3 protein-coding genes are annotated in these 3,468 nt (G+C 62.5%); all 3 read left to right on the top strand.

Features of this window, described 5'->3' with window-relative positions; all coding sequences use genetic code 11:
- Positions 1-760, top strand: a 760-nt coding sequence (locus AC5RW2_RS41605) for an ABC transporter ATP-binding protein (RefSeq protein WP_494075326.1), incomplete at its 5' end; no start/stop codon positions are given.
- Positions 753-1,493 carry a hypothetical protein gene (locus AC5RW2_RS41600; RefSeq protein ID WP_494032480.1) on the top strand — a complete coding sequence of 247 codons (741 nt, stop codon included), beginning with the start codon at positions 753-755 and terminating at the stop codon, positions 1,491-1,493. The genes AC5RW2_RS41605 and AC5RW2_RS41600, both read left to right, overlap by 8 nt.
- Positions 1,494-3,134 carry a daptide biosynthesis intramembrane metalloprotease gene (mpaP, locus tag AC5RW2_RS41595; RefSeq protein ID WP_494032479.1) on the top strand — a complete coding sequence of 547 codons (1,641 nt, stop codon included), beginning with the start codon at positions 1,494-1,496 and terminating at the stop codon, positions 3,132-3,134.
- The last annotated feature ends 334 nt before the right edge of the window (positions 3,135-3,468 follow it).

Raw genomic sequence — 3,468 nt, 5'->3', positions numbered from 1 at the left:
GAATCAGGCCCTGAACCATATGAACGCCGTACTGGAATTCCGGAATTTTTCGAAAATCTACCAGGGCCGAGCGGTGGTCGACGACCTCACCTTTTCGGTCGATGAAGGCAGGATCGTAGGACTTCTTGGCCGCAATGGGGCCGGCAAATCAACGTCCCTCCGCGGTCTCCTTGGGCTTATCAGCCCTTCCTCCGGGTCTGCCGAAGTGTTCGGCCGGCGCTTTGCGGATCTCGGTCCCGAGAGCCGGAACGTGGGAGTCAGCATCGAAGGAATCGCCTCCACACCCGACGCCACGGTCCGTCGTGACCTGGCTGTATGGACGGGCCTGCTCGGACTGCCAAAGCGCCGGATCAGCGAGGTCATTGAGCTGGTAGGGCTGGAGGATGCAGCTGGCCGGGTCGTGAAAAAACTTTCAACGGGCATGCGGCAGCGGCATGCCCTGGCCGTGGCGATGCTGGCGGACCCGAGGGTGCTGATCCTGGACGAACCCACCAACGGTCTGGACCCGGACGGCATCCGCTGGCTTCGGACCTTCCTCAGGAACCGTGCCGCAGATGGAACGACGGTCCTGCTGTCCAGCCATATGCTGGCCGAAGTCGAACAGACGGTCGATGACGTCGTCATTCTGCAGCAGAGCCTCCGGTTCGCCGGCACCCTCTCAGAGCTGACCGGCAACGGAGAACGGCGCCTGGAAGAGTGCTTCTTCGATCTGGTGCCGCCGGCGGGCAATACGACAACGGAGGTGCGTACGCATGCTTAACGGCCTGACATCGGAAATGACCAAACTGCGGACGGGAACAACATTTGCTGCGTTCCTGGTTGCAGGCGTCTTCTTCATCGTGCTTTCGGCGTGGGGAATCCTCTCGGGCCGCCAGGCGGAAATCGCGCCAGGCTCAGCACCGGAATGGGCCACGACGGAGGTTGTCCGCAATTGGTTCGCCATGTCGCTGGTCATCGGGATGTATGGGGCATATTTTGTTGCGCGTGACTTCCGTCAGGGCACAGCGCAGCGATCGATCCTCCTGGGCGGGGGACGGGCTGCCTTTTTTATCAACAAGCTCGCTGCGGGGGCCGTCATCGGTCTTATCGGTGCGGCAACGGCCGCCATTCTGTCGCTGCCGTCCGCATGGCTGTTGCTGAAGACGGTGGACGCCGAAGTGAACTTCTCCCGGGAAGCCTGGCTGGTGTTCGTGGGCTGCTTCATCGTGAACACGGTGTCCGGGCTGTGGGGTGTTTGTATCGGCCTGATAGTGCGTAATGTCATCGCCGGACTACTGATAGTCGTGGGCCTGTGTCTGCTCGTCGAGCCTGCTCTGCACGCCATCGCTCCTGACGTGGGCAGGTTCTTTATGACCAATGCCATGGGCTCGCTCTACCTTGATCCCCGCCCTGGACTGCTGGAGGCGCCGGGCGCGGGAATTGTGATTGCCGCCTGGATCACCGCACTGGGTGCAGCAGGCTACTTCATTACTGCGCGCAAGGATCTGGCCTAAATGTCTACCCGCACACCACCGCCCCTTCCGGACCTGGACCGGCCAGCAAGGCTGCGGGACAGTCTGCAGGTCGGCCCTTCGGGAGGCGGCTGGACTGCCGCCGACGAGGCGGGCAGGGTGTACCAAGTCTCCGCAGACATTGCCGCGCTCATGCGTGCACTGGACGGGGCATCACCCCCCGAGCAGCTGGCATCCAGGCTGCGGACCGAAACCGGACGGGGATGGACCACCGATGCTGTGGAGCAAGCACTGAATTCGCTGGCCCAAAAGGGCTTCCTGGACGACGGGAGCGCCGTTCCAAGCGCCGCCAGGTGGATACGGTATGTTCCGCCCCTGACGCTGCAGGTCACTCTGCTCGATCCGAGCAGGCTTCTGGGCCGAATGGACTCCGGACTGCGACGGCTGCTCTCCAGACCCACAGTCATCGCTTCGACCGTCATTGTCCTGGCCGGACTCGCTGCCCTCGCGCTGAACTTCGGCGACGTGGTCCAGGTACTCGGAAACCGGCTGCCGCTTGGCGTGTATCTGTGGGTAATCGTTGGCATGTTTGCCGCGACCATGCTCCACGAATTCGGGCACGGAATGGCATTGACAGCCTTCGGCGGGCGGACCAGACGGATGGGCTTCATGCTCTTTTACCTGACTCCCGCGTTCTTCTGCGATGTCTCAGACGGGTGGCGTCTTGATTCAAAAATGCACCGTGTCTGGATTGCCCTCTCGGGCGTCCTCACCCAGAGCTTCCTGGCCGGCCTTGCCGCACTTGCGGCACCTCTGACGGCGGACCCCGCAGTGAAAAGTGCACTGCTCCTTTTTGCAGTATTCGGGTACATTGCCGCACTCGTGAACCTGATCCCCTTTGTCAAGTTCGATGGCTATATCGCACTGATGTCCTACGTCAACGTGAGCCACCTGCGCGATAAGGCCATGCGGGACGCCCGTCGACTGCTGGCCCGCCTGATGTTCGGATCTTCCCGCGATTATGAACTTCCTGATATCCGCTGGGCCAGGGCCTTCGGTCTCGCCTGCCTGCTGTTCCCCGTCTATCTGGTGGGAACAGCCCTATCACTGTGGCTGGATGTTATCTCCGGATTCGGCATCGTGGGGGCGTGGGTCTGCCTCATCATTGTCGCGCTGGTTCTGCTGGGACTCGTGGGAGGCTACGGTGTCATCGTCAAGGAAGCAACGGGTTCGTCCCGCCTTCGCATCTCAGCCGTTTCTGCGGCCTTACTGGCCGTTGTACTGGCCGCGGGCTTTTTCCTTCGCGTTCCATCAACGGCAAACGCCGGATTTATCCAGGACCAGCAGGGGCCGGCTTTGGTCTTCGCCGAATCCTCAGCCGTCCCGGACCTGGACGCCGGGCAGGAAATCAAGGTTTTCCGCTCTGGACTGGTTCTTCAAACCGAAGCGGGGACGTTTGCCGTGGCAGACCCTGCCCCACACCTGCGAATGATTCCGGCCAGCGTCCTGGCACCGGTTGACCTCGGGGAAGACGTACAGCTCTCAGCCCTGACATTTCCCCTTGAACAGACTGCCGCCGATGACGCAGCGGTGCCGCGGTTCGGAACCGCGCAAATCCAAATGGGAACCACAACATTCTTCGAATGGCTGTACCAGCGGTTCATCGTACCGGCGCTGCCGTGAAGCCGGCCCTGGACGGGAAACGCAGGTTCCCATAAATGGGTGATGTCGGCACCGGGTGGGTGCCGGCATCACCCGCTACGGGATGACTACTCCGCTGCCACCGGCACCGGGCGGGTCTTCGCGCGCAGCTCTCCGCCGCAGCCGTAACCCCGCGCTGATACTCTCCACAGTCGACCGCAGACGGTTGACACTCGAAGTTCATGGGCGGTCTGACGTCATATGCGCTGTTATCGGCGTTTAGCCGGGATTCCCCCGTCCGCGGTCGTCTTTCCGTCGACTGGCGCGGGCAGTTCAGGCGGCGCGGAGAGCGCGACGGGGGGGCCCCCGGGGGGGG

It is taken from the genome of Arthrobacter sp. B0316-1-20, from assembly GCF_059091865.1.
The sequence above is the reverse complement of the archived record's forward strand: the minus strand, read 5'-3'. Positions and strand labels throughout refer to the sequence as shown.